Source organism: Cribrihabitans marinus (assembly GCF_900109035.1).
Classification (GTDB): domain Bacteria; phylum Pseudomonadota; class Alphaproteobacteria; order Rhodobacterales; family Rhodobacteraceae; genus Cribrihabitans; species Cribrihabitans marinus.
In genome coordinates, this window is sequence record NZ_FNYD01000010.1 from 65892 (window position 1) to 82465 (window position 16574).

The 16574-nt window shown below is 64.9% G+C and carries 14 protein-coding genes; 9 read left to right on the forward strand and 5 right to left on the reverse strand.

Annotated features, from left to right (window positions below):
- Positions 1 to 63: 63 nt before the first annotated feature.
- Together BMX57_RS16145 and BMX57_RS16150 are read right to left on the reverse strand one after the other, a co-directional pair.
- Complete coding sequence (locus BMX57_RS16145) at positions 64 to 1329, reverse strand: D-tagatose-bisphosphate aldolase, class II, non-catalytic subunit (protein WP_092369504.1); 1266 nt, start codon at positions 1327 to 1329, stop codon at positions 64 to 66.
- Positions 1329 to 2276 carry a tagatose kinase gene (locus tag BMX57_RS16150; RefSeq protein WP_092369507.1) on the reverse strand — a complete coding sequence of 316 codons (948 nt, stop codon included), beginning with the start codon at positions 2274 to 2276 and terminating at the stop codon, positions 1329 to 1331. The genes BMX57_RS16145 and BMX57_RS16150 overlap by 1 nt, the downstream gene beginning before the upstream one ends.
- Positions 2277 to 2503: 227 nt before the next feature.
- Here BMX57_RS16150 and BMX57_RS16155 point away from each other — a divergent pair, with 227 nt between their 5' ends.
- From BMX57_RS16155 to BMX57_RS16190, 8 genes are all read left to right on the forward strand, one after another.
- Positions 2504 to 3535, forward strand: coding sequence for a LacI family DNA-binding transcriptional regulator (locus BMX57_RS16155; RefSeq protein ID WP_092369510.1), 1032 nt, complete (start codon positions 2504 to 2506; stop codon positions 3533 to 3535).
- A gap of 96 nt (positions 3536 to 3631) precedes the next feature.
- Positions 3632 to 4954: an ABC transporter substrate-binding protein gene (locus BMX57_RS16160; RefSeq protein WP_092369513.1), complete on the forward strand. Its 1323-nt coding sequence runs from the start codon at positions 3632 to 3634 to the stop codon at positions 4952 to 4954.
- A gap of 144 nt (positions 4955 to 5098) precedes the next feature.
- Complete coding sequence (locus BMX57_RS16165; protein WP_092369516.1) at positions 5099 to 5971, forward strand: carbohydrate ABC transporter permease; 873 nt, start codon at positions 5099 to 5101, stop codon at positions 5969 to 5971.
- Between the two features lie 12 nt (positions 5972 to 5983).
- Positions 5984 to 6817, forward strand: a complete 834-nt coding sequence (locus tag BMX57_RS16170) for a carbohydrate ABC transporter permease (protein ID WP_092369518.1) — start codon at positions 5984 to 5986, stop codon at positions 6815 to 6817.
- 10 nt (positions 6818 to 6827) lie between these two features.
- Positions 6828 to 7835, forward strand: coding sequence for an ABC transporter ATP-binding protein (locus BMX57_RS16175; RefSeq protein ID WP_092369520.1), 1008 nt, complete (start codon positions 6828 to 6830; stop codon positions 7833 to 7835).
- Positions 7832 to 8602, forward strand: a complete 771-nt coding sequence (locus BMX57_RS16180; protein ID WP_092369523.1) for an L-iditol 2-dehydrogenase — start codon at positions 7832 to 7834, stop codon at positions 8600 to 8602. The genes BMX57_RS16175 and BMX57_RS16180 overlap by 4 nt, the downstream gene beginning before the upstream one ends.
- The gene (locus tag BMX57_RS16185) at positions 8602 to 10077 is read left to right on the forward strand and encodes a mannitol dehydrogenase family protein (RefSeq protein ID WP_092369526.1); all 1476 of its coding nucleotides are present in this window, start codon (positions 8602 to 8604) and stop codon (positions 10075 to 10077) included. Before BMX57_RS16180 ends, BMX57_RS16185 begins: the two co-directional genes overlap by 1 nt.
- Before the next feature lie 4 nt (positions 10078 to 10081).
- Positions 10082 to 11074 (forward strand): alcohol dehydrogenase catalytic domain-containing protein, encoded by a 993-nt coding sequence (locus tag BMX57_RS16190; RefSeq protein ID WP_092369529.1) that lies wholly within the window; start codon positions 10082 to 10084, stop codon positions 11072 to 11074.
- 219 nt (positions 11075 to 11293) lie between these two features.
- Here BMX57_RS16190 and BMX57_RS16195 read toward each other — a convergent pair whose 3' ends face one another.
- The 3 genes from BMX57_RS16195 to BMX57_RS16205 form a co-directional block, all read right to left on the reverse strand.
- Positions 11294 to 12826: a glutamate synthase-related protein gene (locus tag BMX57_RS16195; protein ID WP_092369532.1), complete on the reverse strand. Its 1533-nt coding sequence runs from the start codon at positions 12824 to 12826 to the stop codon at positions 11294 to 11296.
- 224 nt (positions 12827 to 13050) lie between these two features.
- A complete protein-coding gene (locus tag BMX57_RS16200) occupies positions 13051 to 13479 on the reverse strand; it encodes a glyoxalase superfamily protein (RefSeq protein WP_092369535.1) in 429 nt (142 codons plus the stop codon).
- Positions 13476 to 14864, reverse strand: coding sequence for an MATE family efflux transporter (locus BMX57_RS16205; protein WP_092369749.1), 1389 nt, complete (start codon positions 14862 to 14864; stop codon positions 13476 to 13478). The genes BMX57_RS16200 and BMX57_RS16205 overlap by 4 nt, the downstream gene beginning before the upstream one ends.
- Positions 14865 to 15544: 680 nt before the next feature.
- Here BMX57_RS16205 and BMX57_RS16210 point away from each other — a divergent pair.
- The gene (locus tag BMX57_RS16210) at positions 15545 to 16567 is read left to right on the forward strand and encodes an alpha/beta hydrolase family protein (RefSeq protein ID WP_229724269.1); all 1023 of its coding nucleotides are present in this window, start codon (positions 15545 to 15547) and stop codon (positions 16565 to 16567) included.
- Positions 16568 to 16574 lie beyond the last annotated feature (7 nt).

Genomic DNA, 16574 nt, shown 5'->3' on the forward strand with positions numbered 1-16574 from the left:
CGACCGAAAGTGAAGGTTTTATGAAACACCGCTTCGCCGCGCCGGGCGATGGCAGTGGACAGGCTACCCGCCGGGGCGGATGGCGCGTTCGTAGCGGGCCAGGACGGTTTCGACCGCCTTCAGCAGAGCCTCGCGCGCTGTGCAGGGCGGGTCTTCGGTGCCGAGCCCCGGAAGATACTGGCTGGCCACCGGCGCCGGGATCTCGCGGTTAGCCAGCCGGTCGAGGAGGGCGTCGACCGCGGCGCGGGCGCTTGGGTCGGGCCAGTAGTAGCGGATGCGGTCGGACAGGCTGAAATGCCGTTGCAGCCATTTCTCCCGGTCCGTGCCGTCGTAATACTTCTCCCAATTGGCGGGCGCGGCCTGCATCAGGTCTTCCATCGCCTGCATCAGGCGGCCCTGCGGCGGTGTCTGGTCGAGAATATCGGCGACTGCGTCCAGGCCATAAAGCGCCTCGCGCAGCGCGAAGGTCAGCCAGGGTCCGACCTTCAGGATCGAGAACCCGCCTTCGACCAGCGCGGCCAGGTTCGCCTCGGTCTGGTAGTCGGTCGAATGCGCCTCGAAGACGAGGCCCGGCAACCCCCTCAGGCTGGCCGACAGGCCGCGCGCCTTCTCGGGCGCGAACTGGATGACATCGCTGTGGCCGAACTCGACCCCCGGCTGCACCACCAGTCCGAAAACCCGAGCGAAGGCATCGCAAAGACCGCGCGCGGCAAAGGCGTCGCGGTGGACGGCATGGGTCTTCTGCACCGCGTCGGGCGTGGTGATCTGAAGATGGTCCAGCGCCTCGGTCGCGCCACCCGGCACGGGCACCTCGGTGCCGATGATATAGACCGGGGGCGGATTGCCCGGCGCGTGCGCCTCTGCGATTTCGGCCAGGCGGGCGGCCCGGGCCGCCGTCTCCTCGTCGGCCAGCGCCGCGGGTTCGCCCTTGCAGCCCATCGACGTGTCGAGATGCAGCTTGGTGAATCCGGCGGCGGCGTATGCAGTGATCATCGCGTCGGCCTTGGCCATCGCCTCGTCCGGCGCGAGCGCCTTCCACGGGTTCGGGCCCAGGTGGTCGCCGCCCAGGATGATCTCGACCTCCGCGCAGCCCTTGTCCCGCGCGATCTGGTGCACGAAGTCGCGGAAATCCTGCGGCGTCATGCCGGTATAGCCGCCGTCCTGATTGACCTGGTTGCAGGTCGCCTCGATCAGCGCCGGACGGTCCAGCCGCCTGGCAATGCGCAGCGCGGCCTCGATGACGATCGGGTGCGCGGAACAGACCGAGGTGATGCCGCGCGGAGTGCCGGCATGATAGGCGTCGGGGATGGCAAGCAGCGGATGGCGCATCAGACGTCCCCCTCGTGATGCTTGATGAAGGCCTCAATGGTCTCGCCGTCGCTGGTGCCTTCCATCGGCCCGCGCTTGCCCACCGCCAGCGCGCCTGCTGCCGCCGCCAGGCGCAGCGCACGCTCGGGGTCGGTGCCGCGCAGCCAATGGGTGGTGAAGGTGGCACCAAAGCAGTCGCCGGCACCGGTCGGGTCGATCTCCTCTACCGGGAAGGCGGGCGCCCGGACCGAGCCATCGGCGTCGTGATATTCCGCGCCTTTCGCGCCCTGTTTGTGCACAATCGCCCGGACGCCTTGTCCAAGCAATTCCGCAAGCGCGTCCTGGTCGCGGGCCGCCTCGGTCAGCAGGGTCAGTTCCTCGCCACTGGGCAGGAACAGGTCGGTCATGCCGAGGATCCTCTGCATCGCCGCGCGCATCTCCTGCCGGGACAGCATTTCCTTGCGCAGGTTGGGGTCGAAGGACAGCGTGCCGCCCCGGGCCTTGATCGTCTCGGCGGCGGCGAGATTGATCTCCACCAGGCGATCCGAGGACAGGGACGAGCCCATGACATGCAGGTGATCGGCCTTCTGGAACAGGTGTTCGGCCTGGGGTGTCAGGGTGATCCGGCCGCAGGCGGCGTGCTCGATGTTGAAGATGAAGTCCCGCGCCCCGTCCTCGCGGTATCGCACGAAGGCGCTGCCGGTCGGCCGGGCGGGATCGATGGAGACAGCGGACACGTCGACGCCATCCGCTTGCAGACGCGACAGGTTGATCTGCCCGAAATCGTCGTGTCCGACCGACGAGACGATGCCGCAGGGCTGGCCCAACCGGGCCACCTGGTCGATGAAGATGGCGGGCGCGCCCGAGGGATAGGGGCCGGTCAGCGCCAGCGGCTCAAAGAACCCCAGGCCGGGGCGGTCGGCCATGATCTCGACCAGGATCTCTCCGATGACGGCGATTTTCTTCATGGATCCTCCCTGGGGTACGCATGGATCCGGCCGGCCAAACCGTTCCTGGTTGACGTCCTTCCGCCGGCCATGCGCCAGTTGACGAGTGCCATTTTACTAATTTAAGGTCAATCATAATTTTACGAGTGTAAATTTATTTCGGCGCGCGAGATCACTTCTTTCCGCGATGTCTGGTTCAAGGTGGCGTGCGAGACACGCTTCGATAGGCGCAATGGGCGGACGGGCAAATGGACGGCGACAAGATTCGAAACATGGAAGAGTTCGCGGCGGTCGCGGGAATCTCGCGGCCGACGATTTCCAAGTATTTCCATGACCCGGACAGCGTGAAGAAGTCGACGCGCGCCCGCATCGAAGAGGCGCTGGAGCGACACGACTACCGTCCGAACATCTTCGCGATGAACCAGAACCGGAAACTGACGCGCACCATCGGCATCGTCGTGCCCTATCTTGCCGATCCGGTGTTCGGCGAGATCGCCCGGACCATCGAACAGCGCTGCATCAAGGCCGGATACCGAGCGGCCCTGTTCAGTTCGCATGGCGAGCAGGCCAGCGAGATCGAGGCGCTGGAAAGCCTGCGCTCCCTGCGTCCGTCCGGCGTTCTTCTCGCACCGCTGGGTCGGTTTTCCGACCGCGATTTCATCGCCGAATTCTGCCAGGAGTTTCCGACCGTCCTGTTCGACCGCGACATCGGCGATGTGGGCGCGGCCTTTGTCGGATCGGACAACATGAGCTTCGTCAGTCAAAGCGTCGAGTATCTGACCCGCACCGGCGACGCGCCTTGCTTTTTCGAGATGAAAAACCCCTCGAACCCCAACTCGATCGCGCGGCGCCACGGCTACAGGGAGGCCATGCAGGCGCGGGGTCTGGAGCCGATGTTCGTCCAGGTGGATGGAGAGGGGTGGGAGTTCGAGCGCAGCGGTTATGAGGGCGGGCTTCGCGCCATCGCGAATCGGGAATTGCCGACCCACACGGTGCTGTGCAGCAACGACCGCCTGGCCATCGGGTTTCTGGCGGCCTGCTACGAAAGCGGCCTGCGCGTCGGGCGCGGCAGCGGATGTGCCCTGCGCGTCGCGGGCCATGACGATCATCCGCATGCACGGTTCACCTGCCCGTCGCTGACCACGGTCGCGCATGAATACGACACCGTCTCGGAATGCGGCGTCGAAACGCTGTTCGAGCTGATCGAACAGGGCGGCAGTTTCGATACGCGCCGCGAGAAACGGTTCCCGGCCCGGCTCATGCTGCGCAATTCGGCTTGACCAGAAAAATTATCGCGCGTAAAGAAAATTCTTGAAACGACCCTCGACGTGTGTTTACGTAGCGTCGAGGTCATCTCACCACAGGGAGGAATACTGATGAGCCTGAGAAACACTCTTGCCTCTGCAACCGCACTGTCGCTCGTGATGGGCGCCGGTGCGTTTGCCGAGGAAATCACCGTCGCGACGGTGAACAATGCCGACATGATCGTGATGCAGGAACTGGCCCCGCAATGGGAGGAGGCGACCGGCAACACGATCAATTGGGTCGTCCTGGAAGAGAACGTCCTTCGCCAGCGCACGACGCAGGACATCTCGACGAATGGCGGATCGTTCGACATCATGTTCATCGGCGCCTACGAGACGCCGATCTGGGGCGCAAACGGCTGGCTCGAGCCGCTGAACGACTTCGCCGACGACGAATCCTATGATCTGGACGATATCTTCCAGCTCGTGCGCAACGGCCTGTCGGATACCGATGGCAACCTCTATGCCGTGCCGCTCTATTCCGAGACGTCGTTCACCTACTACAGGACCGACGTGTTCGACGAGAAGGGCATCGCGGTCCCCGAGGGTCAGCCGACCTATGAAGAGTTCAAGGAGATGGCCGCCGCGGCACATGATCCCGACAACGGCATCTACGGCACCTGCCAGCGCGGCAAGGCCGGCTGGGGCGAGAACATGGCCTTTGTCGGCACGATGGCCAACGCCTTCGGCGCCCGCTGGTTCGACATGGAGTGGCAGCCGCAGCTCGACTCGCAAGAGTGGAACAACGCGATCACCTACTATGTCGACCTGATGCAGAACTATGGTCCTCCGGGCTCGTCGTCGAACGGCCACAACGAGAACCGCGCGCTGTTCAAGGACGGCAAATGCGCGACCTGGGTCGACGCAACCTCGGCCGCGACCGACGTGAAGAACCCCGACACCTCGAGCGTTGCGGACGTGACGGACTTCTTCAAGGCGCCGCAGCAGGTCACCGACAAGGGCACCGGCTGGTTCTGGTCCTGGGCGCTTGCGATCCCGGCCAGCTCGCAGAAGAAGGACGTCGCCAAGGACTTCCTGAAATGGGCGACCTCGAAGGAGTATTTCGAACTGGTCGGCGAGACCAAGGGCTGGGTCGCCGTACCCAGCGGCACGCGTCAGTCGGTCGAAGAGGACCCGCGCCGTCTCGAGGCTGCGCCGTTTGCGGCGACGATCGTGGATGCGATCCTGTCGGTCGACCCGGCTGACCCGACCGCGGAACCGGTGCCCTATACCGGCGTGCAGTTCGTCGCGATCCCCGAGTTCCAGGGTATCGGCAACTATGTCGGACAGCAGGTCGCTGCGGCCCTGGCAGGGCAGCAGTCGGTCGAAGAAGCCCTGGCCAACAGCCAGCAGTTCGCCGTCCGTGAAATGACCAAAGCGGGTTACATCAAGTAACCGCCTCCCGGAATGGGCCGGGGCGTCATGCGCCGGCCCGTTTCGATCCCGATCAACTCAATCTTTGTGATAGCGTTTCCGTAAGTGCCCCAGTGGGGCGTTTACCAAAGGGCTATTGGCCATTCGTTCGGGAGGGCGAAGCGCATGTCTACCAAAGCGTCCAGATCCGCCGCGCGGTTGATGATATCACCTGCCGTGATCCTTCTTCTGATGTGGATGATCGTCCCGCTGGTGATGACCGTCTATTTCTCGTTCCTGCGCTACAACCTGCTTTCGCCCGGCGCGACGCCCTGGGCGGGCTGGGACAACTACTACTGGTTCTTCACCGATCCCAGCTTCAAGGATGCGATCTGGAACACCCTGGCCCTGGTCGGCGGCATCCTTCTGATCACCGTGATCGGTGGCATCGGGTTTGCCCTCTTGCTGGACAAGCCGATGTTCGGCACCGGGGTGATCCGCATCATGGTCATTGCGCCCTTCTTCGTGATGCCGACCGTGTCGGCGCTGGTGTGGAAGAACATGTTCTTCAATCCGGTGAACGGGATCTTCGGCAATATCGCGACAAGCCTCGGCTTTCAGCCCATCGACTTCTTCGCCGAGATCCCGCTGCTTTCCATCATTTTCATCGTGTCCTGGATGTGGCTGCCCTTTGCGACGCTGATCCTGCTCACGGCGCTGCAATCGCTGGACCAGGAACAGCTGGAGGCGGCCGAGATGGATGGCGCCAACTGGGGGAACAGGTTCTGGTTCATCATGCTGCCGCACCTGGCGCGCGCGATCACCGTGGTCATCCTGATCCAGACGATCTTCCTGCTGTCGGTCTTTGCCGAGATCCTGGTCACGACCAATGGCGGCCCGGGCACGGCGACGACGAACCTGACCTATCTGATCTATGTCTCGTCGCTGCTGCAGTTCGACGTGGGCATGGGCAGCGCCGGTGGCGTGATCGCCATCATCCTCGCCAACATCGTTGCGATCTTCCTGATGCGGATGATCGGCAAGAACCTCGACGCATAGGGAGGAGAGATCATGGCTCGCGCAATCTCGACCAAGCGAAAGAGCGTCAATACCGCGATCGCCGGCACGCTCGGCTTCCTGATGTTCTTCCCGATCCTGTGGATCCTGATCCTGTCGTTCAAGACCGAGGAGGACGCCATCCGGGCACCGCTTCAGATCCTGTTCGACAGTGGCTGGACGTTGGACAGCTTCGCGGCGGTGCAGGCCCGGTCGGATTATTTCAAGCATTTCTCCAACTCGGTCATCATCTCGGTCGGCTCGACCCTGATCGGCCTGATGATCGCGATACCGGCGGCGTGGTCGATGGCTTTCGTGCCCTCGAAAAACACCAAGAACGTGCTGATGTGGATGCTGTCCACAAAGATGCTTCCGCCGGTCGGCGTGCTGGTTCCGATCTACCTGATCTTCCGCGATACCGGCCTGCTGGACAGCCGCTTCGGCCTGACCATCGTGCTGACGCTGATGAACCTACCGATCATCGTCTGGATGCTCTACACCTATTTCAAGGAGATCCCCGGCGAGATCCTCGAAGCCGCGCGCATGGACGGGGCGTCGCTGCGCGAAGAGGTGCTCTATGTCCTGACGCCGATGGCCATTCCCGGCATGGCGTCGACGGTGCTCCTCAACATCATCCTCGCCTGGAACGAGGCCTTCTGGACGCTGAACCTCACCGCGGCCAAGGCCGCGCCGCTGACCGCCTTCATCGCCAGCTACTCCAGCCCCGAGGGCCTGTTCTACGCCAAGCTTTCGGCGGCATCCATCATGGCCATTGCCCCGATCCTGATCATGGGCTGGTTCAGCCAGAAACAACTCGTCCGCGGCCTGACCTTCGGCGCGGTGAAATAGGGAAACGACCATGGGACGCATTACACTTGAAAAGGTCACCAAGAGCTTTGGCGATGTCGAGGTCATCCCGCCTCTGGACCTGGAGATCGAGGATGGCGAGTTCGTGGTCTTCGTCGGACCCTCGGGCTGCGGCAAGTCCACGCTGCTGCGCCTGATCGCGGGGCTCGAGGATGTCACGTCGGGGCAGATCAACATCGACGGGCAGGACGCCACCGACCTGCCCCCGGCCAAGCGCAGCCTGGCGATGGTGTTCCAGTCCTACGCGCTCTACCCGCATATGTCGGTGCGCAAGAACATCGCCTTTCCGATGCGGATGGCGGGCGTTCCGGACGATGAGCAGAAGCGTCGGATCGAAGCCGCGGCAAAGGCGCTGAACCTCACGGACTACCTCGACCGCCGCCCCGGCCAGCTGTCCGGCGGCCAGCGCCAGCGGGTCGCCATCGGCCGTGCCATCGTGCGCGAGCCGGCGGCGTTCCTCTTCGACGAACCGCTGTCGAACCTCGACGCGGCGCTGCGCGTGGGCATGCGGCTGGAGATCTCCGAGCTTCACAAGCGGCTGGAAACCACGATGGTCTACGTCACCCACGACCAGGTCGAGGCCATGACGATGGCCGACAAGATCGTCGTGCTGCGCGCCGGCAATATCGAGCAGGTCGGCTCGCCGCTCGAACTGTACAAGGCGCCGCGCAACCTCTTTGTCGCGGGCTTCATCGGCTCGCCGACCATGAACATCTTCGACGGTGCCGAGGCGGCGAAATTCGGGGCCCATACGGCGGGCGTCCGGCCCGAGCATATCGAGGTGGTCAGTCCCGAGGAGGGCTACTGGACCGGCACCGTCGGCGTGGCCGAGCATCTGGGGTCCGATACCTTCTTCCACATCCACGAAACCGGGCTGGCCGAGACCATCACCGTGCGCGCGCCCGGCGACGTGGCCTACAATCACGGTGACAAGATCGGGCTGAACCCGCGCACCGACCTTGTTCACAAGTTCGACGAGCAGGGGCTGCGCGTGCAATGAAGCGGCTGGATGGAAAGATCGCCATCGTGACGGGCGGCGCGCGCGGTATTGGCCGGGCGATCTGCGAGGCCCTGGCGCGCGAGGGGGCCAGGGTGGCCGTGGCCGATCTTCTGGAACAGGACGCCGCTGAAACCGCAGCGGCCCTGGGTGATGCGGGCATGGCAGTCCCGATGGACGTCACCGAGCAATCCTCGATCCAGGACGGGGTGGCCAGGGTGGCCGACGCCTGGGGCGGCATCGACATCCTGGTGAACAATGCCGGCATCTTCAACATGGCCTCGATCGACCGGATCACGCCGGCCGATTACCGGCGACAGTATGACGTGAATGTCGGTGGCACGATCTTTGCCTGCCAGGCCGTCGTTCCGCATCTCAGGAAACGTGGCGGCGGCTCGATCATCAACTTCGCCAGCCAGGCCGGCCGCCGGGGTGAGGCGAATGTCACCATCTATTGCTCGGCCAAGGCCGCGGTCATCTCGATCACGCAATCTCTGGCGCTTGAGCTGGCGGGCGACAGGATCCGCGTGAACGGCATCGCCCCGGGTGTGATCGACACGCCGATGTGGGAGCACGTGGACGCGCAGTTCGCCGAATACGAGAACAAGCCGAAGGGGCAGAAGAAAAAGGAGGTCGGTCTTGCCGTTCCGCTGGGCCGCATGGGCGACCCGCAGGATGTGGCCGATCCGGTTGTCTTTCTCGCCTCGGACGAGGCCCGCTATGTCACGGCGCAGACCCTGAATGTCGATGGCGGAAACTGGATGAGCTGATGGGCGATCTGGCGCAGCTTTCCAACGCCACGCTGGCGCAGATGCCCGACAGCGTTCGGGTTCCACGCTATGACCGGTCCAGGCTGACGCCGGGTATCGTGCATATCGGCCTCGGCAATTTCCACCGCGCGCATCAGGCGTGGTATCTGCACCGGCTGATGGACGAGGGGCAGGCCCATGACTGGGCCATCGTCGGGGCAGGGGTCCGCGCCCCGGACGCGGCACAGCGCGCGCGCCTTCTGGCACAGGACTGCCTGAACACGCTGATCGAGCTGGACCCCTCGGGCATCTCCGCCGAGATCACCGGCGCCATGATCGACTTCGTTCCGGTCGAGGAAGACAATGCCGCCCTCATCGCACAGATGGCCGACCCCGCGATCCGCATCGTCGCGCTGACGGTGACCGAGGGTGGCTATTACACCCGACCCGACGGTGGTTTCGACGCCGATCACGCCGACATCCGCCATGACGCGGCAAACCCGGACACCCCGCGCACGGCCTTCGGTGCGATGATCGCGGCGTTGAGGCGCCGACGCGATGCCGGCACCGGGCCCTTCACCGGCCTGTCCTGCGACAACCTGCAGGGCAACGGCGCGATCCTGCGCCAGACCGTGGTGTCTCTGGCCCGCCTGTCGGACCCAGAGCTGGCAGGCTGGATCGAGGCCAACTGCACATTTCCGAATTCGATGGTCGACTGCATCGTGCCCGCCACCGGCCCCAACGAGTTGGAACTTGTCCGTGACCGCTTCGGCATCGCCGACCAGGCGCCGGTGACGCATGAAAACTTCCGCCAATGGGTGGTCGAGGATGATTTCTGCGCCGGCCGGCCCGACTGGGACCGGGTGGGCGCGACGTTCTCCGACCGGGTGCATGACTACGAGACGATGAAGCTGCGCATCCTGAACGCGGGCCATCAGATCCTGGCCAATGCCGGCGAGATACTCTCGGTCGAGACCATTTCGGGCTGCATGGAGCATAAGGCGATCCGCGCTTTCTTCGGCCGCGTCCAGCGCGAGGAGATCGCGCCGCAGGTCGACCCGGTTCCGGGCATGACGCCCGCAAGCTACATCGAGTTGATCGAGCGGCGGTTCTCGAACCCCAGGATCGTCGACACGACGCGCCGCGTGGCCTTTGACGGCTCCTCCCGGCACAGCGGCTTCCTGCATCCGATGATCCGGGAGCGGCTCGCCTCGGGCCAGAGCATCGAGGGGCTGGCGCTTGCCGAGGCGTTGTGGGCAAGGATGTGCGAAGGCGTTCGAGAGGACGGCAGCACCATCGCACCCAACGATCCGCATTGGGACAGGCTGACCGCCGCCGCCAAGGCGTCGAAAACCGATCCCGGGGCCTGGATATCGCAGGCGCGGTTCTACGGCGACCTGGCCGGAAACGCGCGTTTCGCCGAAGCCTTCGAGGGCTGGTTGCAACGCATCAGGAGCGAGGGCACCGAAGCCGCGCTCCGCGCATACGGGGGCTGAGAGCATGCGCGCCATTCTGTTTCCGTCCCGGGATACGGTCGAGGTCACCGACCTGCCCGCCCCAAGGGCCGGGCCGGGTGAGGTGGTGGTCGAGATACGCGCCTCGGGCCTGTGTCACACCGATGTCGAAGTGTTGCGCGGGAATTACGGCACGGGCGCCTATCCCCTTGTGCCGGGTCACGAATTCGCGGGTGTGGTGGCCGAGGTCGGGCCGGGGGTCGACGCGGTGGCTGCCGGCGACCGGGTGGCCATCGACCCCAACCTGAACTGCGGTGCCTGCGCGGCCTGCGCCAAGGGCTGGGTCCATCTCTGCGAGAGCCTCGGAGCCTATGGCGTCACCATCGACGGCGGCTTTGCCGAGCGCTGCGTGGTCAAGGCCGATGCCGTGCATGACATTGGCGATCTGCCCTTCGACATCGCCGCACTGGCCGAGCCGATCGGCTGTGTCCTGAACGGTGTCGACATGGCCCATGAGCCGCATATGCGCCACGCGCTGATCTTCGGCGCGGGGCCGATGGGCCTGCTTCTGGGCCTGGTCCTTCAGGCACGGGGCCTGAGCGCGGTTACGATGGTCGAACCGGCCGACGCGCGGCGCAACCTTGCGGCGTCGCTGGGTCTGTCCGCCTTGGCGCCCGGCGATGCCGCGCTGGGCGACATGACACAGGCGGTCGATTTCGTCGCTGATGCCACTGGCCGCCCGAGCGTGGTGGCCGAGGCGCTGGGCCATGTCGCGCCTGGGGGCACGTTCCACATGTTCGGCGTCTGCCCGCAGGATGCCCGGGTCGAGATCTCGCCCTTCGACATCTTCCGCCGCCAGCTTCGCATCGTGGGCTCGCACTCGCTCAATCGCAACATCCCCGCCGCGCTCGACATGCTGCGCGAACTGCGACCCAAGCTGGACCACCTCATCTCGCACCGCCTGACACCGGAAGAGATGGGCGAGGTGTTCCGCAACGGGCTGCCGGGCGACGCTTTGAAGCTGCAGGTCAGGTTTTGACGCCTTGCGCCAACTCGACATGCACGCCCGGCCATAATCCACGAGATCAAAAAACATTCCTGGATCGGCAATTGCGTCGCGATGTCGGTCCTGGACAGAATTGCATCTCACTGGCCGTGCGGATGCAGAAGGCAACCTGTCTTCGCTCATCTTCGTTTCATGCTGGTTGGATCGGCCGGAAAAACCCCACGCGGGCCGCACGCTTGCAAGCCACGCCGTTCAGGTCACGCCCGCATAGCGGATGCCGCTCAGGTCTGCGACCTCGCGCTTCCATGTGGTGATGTCGCGGGCGGTGAAGTCGCTCAGGGCGCTGTGGCCGCAGGCCCGGGCAAGAACCTGCATCAGCTCGACGCTGGCACGGAAATAGCGGGCCAGCTGCTCTGCGCCTTTCTGCACGTCGAGAAGCCTGCGCAGCTCGGGTTTCTGCGTGGCCACGCCCACCGGGCAGTTGTTGGTGTTGCACATGCGTGCGGCGATGCAGCCCACCGCCTGCATGGCGGAATTGCTCACAGCCACCGCGTCGGCACCCAGCGCCATGGCCTTGGCGAAATCTTCGGCCACGCGCAGACCGCCGGTGATGACCAGTGTCACTTCGCGCCCTGTCCGTGTGTCCAGATGCCGCCGCGCGCGGGCCAGCGCCGGGATCGTCGGCACCGAGATGTGGTTTCGGAAGATCAGGGGCGCGGCGCCGGTTCCCCCGCCGCGCCCGTCCAGAATGATGTAGTCGGCGCCGGCCTCCAGCGCGAAATCGATGTCGTCCTCGATATGGTTGGCCGACAGCTTGAAGCCGATCGGAATGCCGCCGGACCGCTCGCGCACCTCGTCGGCGAGCTTTCGAAAATCCGCCGGGCTGTGCAGGTCCGGGAAAGTCGCCGGAGAGATCGCCGCCTCTCCCGCGTCGAGGCCGCGGACCTCGGCGATCTTGCCCTGCACCTTGTTGCCGGGAAGGTGCCCGCCGGTCCCGGTCTTGGCGCCCTGGCCGCCCTTGAAATGAAACGCCTGGACCTTCGTGACATGATCGAGCGACCAGCCGAACCGGGCCGACGCGAGCTCATAGAAGTAGCGGGAATTCTCCGATTGCTCCTCGGGCAGCATGCCGCCTTCGCCGGAACAGATGCCCGTGCCGGCCAATTCGGCGCCGCGCGCGAGCGCCGTCTTGGCCTCTTCGGAAAGCGCGCCATAGCTCATGTCCGAAACAAACAGCGGGATGTCGAGTTGCAACGGCCTTGCGGCGCGCGGTCCGATGGTCACGGATGTGGCCACATGCGCCTCATCCAGCAGCGGCTTGCGCGCCATCTGTGCGGGCAGGATCTGGATGTCGTCCCAGTGCGGCAGATCCTTTCTAGGCACCCCCATCGCACCCATTTCGCCGTGATGGCCCAGCTTGGACAGGCCGTCGCGCGCCAGTTCGTGGATGCGCGCGACCGTGGGCTCTTCCGGCGTCGGTGTTGCCTGCGGCACGTCGGTTTCCGGAGCCGGCGACGCGTCCCCGACCTCAAGATCGCCCAGCCGGGTGTGCGAGCCATCGCAGAAGGGCGCATTCGCGCTGGATTTGCACCGGCACAAGGTGGCGTCGCCGTCCTTCTCGGCGGTGAACTTCAGAGGCTCGAGGCCCGTTCCCTTGTGCGACCCGTCGCAGAACGGCTGGTTCTGCGAGCGACCGCAACGGCACCAGAAATAGTCTTTTCCCTTTTCAAGTTCCACGCGGGTGGGGGACTTGGCGGCAATGATCGGAGTGGCGGTGTCATTCATGGATCGTGTGCTCCGGGCTGTTGCGAGATGGCTGGGTGAAGGTGTGCTGATCCATGCTTACTTGAAAACCTGCGTGATTTCGATGTTGTGAAGCGCCGGGGCCGTGCCGCGAACGACGCGCCCTCCGAGTCCACCGGGATGGCTTGATCGGTTCAACACGACGAAAGCATTCGGCAATCATGCGTTGGACACCGATGATTGCCGGGAACACCTTGAAACCACTTTCAAAGATCGAGCCTTACATGCGGCTCCCCGTCGGTCGTGCGCTCCTTTGAATGCCCGTCCGGGCCGACGACGACCCGGATCTGCTTGCGCAGGTTCGAGAAGCTGTCGAAGCGGACGACATCCACCGCCTCGTCCAGATCGAGGACAAGGCGGTACCAGCCGGGCCGCAGCTGGTCGGCCGATGTCACCATCGCCACGAAGGGCTGCGACAGGTAGCGGCCGGTGACCCGCCCGCCCGCTGTCCAGCCCTTGGGCGGCTGGTCGCGTGTAACCGCGTGAAACGCATTCCAGTCGCGGAAACCGTGCCGTTGGGCGACCTGTTCGAGCGCCTCGGCATGGCTGATCGGGGTGCCCTGGGCGGAAAGCGCGTGGCGCAGCTGGCGGGCCTGCTGCTTCGCCTGGGCGACTGTCGGCAGAACGCGTGTCATGGTCGAACCTCCCCGGTCGTCTGAAACAGTCCCCAACGCAAGGAACGCCCCCGGGCCAGCCGCGTCAGGACAAGTGCGGTCAGACCCACAAGCAGGAGCTCGGCAAGCGGTGCCGCCAACCAGATGCCGCGTTCACCTGCTGTTCCGGCCAGCACGAAGGTCAACGGCATCGCGAAGAGATATGGCTTGGACAGGCCGAGGATCGCCGCGCGGCCCGCATCGCCGATGGCCTGGAAATGCATGGCGATCATCATCAACGGACCGGCCGCGAAGAACCCGGCCGAGATCACCGGCAGGATGCGCGCAACTTCTGCGATGACCAGGCCATCCGACACGAAGGACGCGCCGATGTCGGCGGCAAAGACGGACATGACGGTCTGCAGGGTGAGACAGTAGAAAAAGGCCGCCAGCACGGCTGTGCGCAGGCTTTCGTCGCTGCGCCCGAAGGCCCGGGCGCCGAAATTGTTGCCGGTGATGGTCTGCATCGCATGTGCCAGCCCCAGAAGCGGCAGGAAGGCGAATGTGATCAGCCGCGTGATGATGCCGTAGGCAGAGACCGTGGCGTCATAGTCGGGCGCCTCGACCCATTGCAGCGCCGCGATGATCGCGGCCGATCCAAGGGCAAGGCCGATGAAGTTCAGGCTCTGCGGCGCGCCAAGCGCAAGGATGCGGCCCCAGCCCGCGACCGGCGAGCTGTGCCACAGCGCCGAGGGGCGCAGCGCCGTATCCCCGAAGATCCGGAAGGTCACGATGATCCCGAAGGCAAGGGCCTGCGCCAAGGCGGTGCCATAGGCGGACCCAGCGACACCCAGGCCCATCACGCCGATCAGCACGTAGTTGAAGCCGATATTGGCGAGCGACACCAGAAGGCTCATCGCGGCCATGAACGCCACCAGCCCCTCGTTGCGCAGGGCGTCGGAATTGACCGACAGCAGGAAGATCAAGGGCGACGCCAGCACGGTGATGCGCAGATAGACCAGCCCCATCCCGGCCAGCGTCTCTGACCCGCCGGCCGCCAGTAGGGCCACCGGCCGTCCCAGGGCAAGGAACAGCAGGATCAGGATCAACCCCATGAAGGCGGCCAGGCCATGCGCGCCGGCATAGACGGCGCGGGCCTCATCGACCCGCCAGGCGCCCAGGTGACGGGCAAGGATGCTGGACATGCCCGACGAGACCAGGGTCGCAAGGGCCACGATCAGCATGTAGAGCGGGAACATCAGCGTAACCGCCGCAAGCGCTTCGGGCCCGGCGAAGTGCCCGAGGAAGAGCGCGTCGGCAACGGCCAGCAACCCGTTCATGCCCATCACGAATATGATCGGCAGCGCGGTCCTGACGTAGATCGGACCGAGCGGCCCGGCGAGATACGAATTGGTTTGGGACGACATGACCCCGTATTCCTCATTGCTGTTGCCGCGAAAGGGTTGGAAGGGGCCCGCATTACCATCCGCGCGACTGGCGTTGAGGATGACGAAGATCGTGTCGGTCCGGAACTTCACCGTGACAAGATGTCTGCGGGCGGCGGGCGTCCGTGGCCTGTCGCGCTCCTAGACCGGCGCCTGGGCAAAGTCAAGCGCCGCGCGTCCGGCGCCCCACGACATCCGCCAGACCGAGGGCCAGCAGGTCGATCGCGATCCGGATCCGGCGGCTGGTCTGCAACTCCCGATGCGTGACCAGCCACATCGAGACGCCATAGCCGGCCTAGACCATTCCCAACGCGACGCCGGCGCTGCGTTGATGCTGTCATTCCCGTCGGGCGTCCTGGCTTCGGAACGCGCGGCGGTCTGGCACCGGCACGGAGAGCAGCACGCGCCTTGGTCTCGCCGAGCAAGATAAACGGTTGTTGGCCGTGATTGCCGCAGCGATCAGCCATCGATCGCCTCGGGCACTTATCTCTGCAGAGGCAGGACGGAGTGCTCGAAATTCACGCCACAGCCGCGCCAGACCACCACGAGATCCGCAACCACCGCGCGCCAGCTGCGATGCGAAATCCTTGACGATCGGTTTGCGGCCAAGGCGACCGCCCCCTAACTAGAGCAGAGAGGAACGGGTTTTTGGGCGAATTCAGTTGAATCTGCGGTCGATCTTGGCATCCGGTCTCGCCTTGGCGATGGTCACGGGGCTCGTCCTGTGGCGCCTGGCCGATCATGATCTCGACAGGCGCAAGAGCGAGAGTTTCGACTTCGCCGCGGCGGGCCAGTTCATCGCCGGGACACTCTGGCTTCCGGATGACGCCCCGCATGCGGCCGTGGTGCTTGTTCACGGAGATGGCGCACAGGATCGAACCGCTGCAGGGGGATATGCACCGCTCATCAATTCCTTCCTTGACGGCGGTATCGCCGTGGCCGCGTGGGACAAGCCCGGGGTCGGGTCATCAAGCGGGAACTGGCTCCACAACTCGATGGCGGATCGCACCGCCATATCCCGCGCCGCACTGCTGCGTCTGGGCCGGCGTTTCGACGGGATCGGTTTGGGCGCGGTCGGCTTTTCACAGGCCGGGTGGGCCTTGCCGCGGCTCACGCAGAAGGATGCGGATTTCATTGTGCTCATCGGCGCAGCCGTGTCCTGGCAAGACCAAGGCGACTATTTCGCGCGCAGGCGTCTCGCCAGGGAAGGCCTGAGCCCTCGGGACATCGAGCGCACCATCGAGCTACAGCACCGGTCGGAGGCGCGCGCATTCGGGGCGAATGCACAGGCGGCAGACATTCCCGAAGGCATGTCACCGGATCGCTGGGGTTTTGTCCGCAGGAACCGCGGCGCCGACGCGCGTGAGGCGCTCTCGCGGCTCGATCTGCCGCTCCTTGCCATTTGGGGCGCGGAGGATCTGAACGTTGATGCCGATCGCAACGCGTCGATCTATCGAGAGCTTGTCGCGCAGAGCGACACCGGCCGCCGCATCATCGTCTGGCCGGATGCCACGCATGGTCTTCTGAAGGCGGCGGCCTACAACTGGCAACTGACCGATGACTGGTCGTGGTTCGCGAAGCTGCGCTTCGTTGCGGAGGGACGGTATGCCTTTGCGCCGGGCGCTCTGGATGTCGTCATGAACTGGATGCGGGATCAACGGCACGACAGTATTGAAAATCCATGACGAACCT

Excerpts from the sequence above, each read along its gene's own strand:
- BMX57_RS16205 (WP_092369749.1), bottom strand. The coding sequence starts at position 14,864 with ATGTCGTCCCAAACCAATTCGTATCTCGCCGGGCCGCTCGGTCCGATC.
- BMX57_RS16165 (WP_092369516.1), top strand. The coding sequence starts at position 5,099 with ATGTCTACCAAAGCGTCCAGATCCGCCGCGCGGTTGATGATATCACCT.
- BMX57_RS16160 (WP_092369513.1), top strand. The coding sequence starts at position 3,632 with ATGAGCCTGAGAAACACTCTTGCCTCTGCAACCGCACTGTCGCTCGTG.
- BMX57_RS16155 (WP_092369510.1), top strand. The coding sequence starts at position 2,504 with ATGGACGGCGACAAGATTCGAAACATGGAAGAGTTCGCGGCGGTCGCG.
- BMX57_RS16185 (WP_092369526.1), top strand. The coding sequence starts at position 8,602 with ATGGGCGATCTGGCGCAGCTTTCCAACGCCACGCTGGCGCAGATGCCC.
- BMX57_RS16200 (WP_092369535.1), bottom strand. The coding sequence starts at position 13,479 with ATGACACGCGTTCTGCCGACAGTCGCCCAGGCGAAGCAGCAGGCCCGC.
- BMX57_RS16190 (WP_092369529.1), top strand. The coding sequence starts at position 10,082 with ATGCGCGCCATTCTGTTTCCGTCCCGGGATACGGTCGAGGTCACCGAC.
- BMX57_RS16195 (WP_092369532.1), bottom strand. The coding sequence starts at position 12,826 with ATGAATGACACCGCCACTCCGATCATTGCCGCCAAGTCCCCCACCCGC.
- BMX57_RS16180 (WP_092369523.1), top strand. The coding sequence starts at position 7,832 with ATGAAGCGGCTGGATGGAAAGATCGCCATCGTGACGGGCGGCGCGCGC.
- BMX57_RS16145 (WP_092369504.1), bottom strand. The coding sequence starts at position 1,329 with ATGCGCCATCCGCTGCTTGCCATCCCCGACGCCTATCATGCCGGCACT.
- BMX57_RS16170 (WP_092369518.1), top strand. The coding sequence starts at position 5,984 with ATGGCTCGCGCAATCTCGACCAAGCGAAAGAGCGTCAATACCGCGATC.
- BMX57_RS16150 (WP_092369507.1), bottom strand. The coding sequence starts at position 2,276 with ATGAAGAAAATCGCCGTCATCGGAGAGATCCTGGTCGAGATCATGGCC.
- BMX57_RS16175 (WP_092369520.1), top strand. The coding sequence starts at position 6,828 with ATGGGACGCATTACACTTGAAAAGGTCACCAAGAGCTTTGGCGATGTC.